Annotated in this window: 1 rRNA gene; it reads left to right on the top strand. The window is 55.6% G+C overall.

What is annotated here, in order from left to right:
* Positions 1-506: ribosomal RNA gene (locus JMF85_RS27875) — 16S ribosomal RNA — on the top strand; the annotation flags it as partial.
* Positions 507-520: the final 14 nt, after the last annotated feature.

Consider the following 520-nt stretch of genomic DNA (forward strand, 5'->3'; position numbering starts at 1 on the left):
CAGAGGAGACAGGTGGTGCATGGTTGTCGTCAGCTCGTGTCGTGAGATGTTGGGTTAAGTCCCGCAACGAGCGCAACCCTTGAACTTAGTTGCCAGCATTCAGTTGGGCACTCTAAGTTGACTGCCGGTGACAAACCGGAGGAAGGTGGGGATGACGTCAAATCATCATGCCCCTTATGACCTGGGCTACACACGTACTACAATGGCCGGTACAACGGGAAGCGAAGTCGCGAGATGGAGCGAATCCTTAGAAGCCGGTCTCAGTTCGGATTGCAGGCTGCAACTCGCCTGCATGAAGTCGGAATTGCTAGTAATCGCGGATCAGCATGCCGCGGTGAATACGTTCCCGGGTCTTGTACACACCGCCCGTCACACCACGAGAGTTTACAACACCCGAAGTCGGTGGGGTAACCGCAAGGAGCCAGCCGCCGAAGGTGGGGTAGATGATTGGGGTGAAGTCGTAACAAGGTAGCCGTATCGGAAGGTGCGGCTGGATCACCTCCTTTCTATGGAGTCCATG

Origin of the sequence: Paenibacillus sp. EPM92 (assembly GCF_016586185.1) — a bacterium.
GTDB lineage: Bacteria > Bacillota > Bacilli > Paenibacillales > NBRC-103111 > Paenibacillus_G > Paenibacillus_G validus.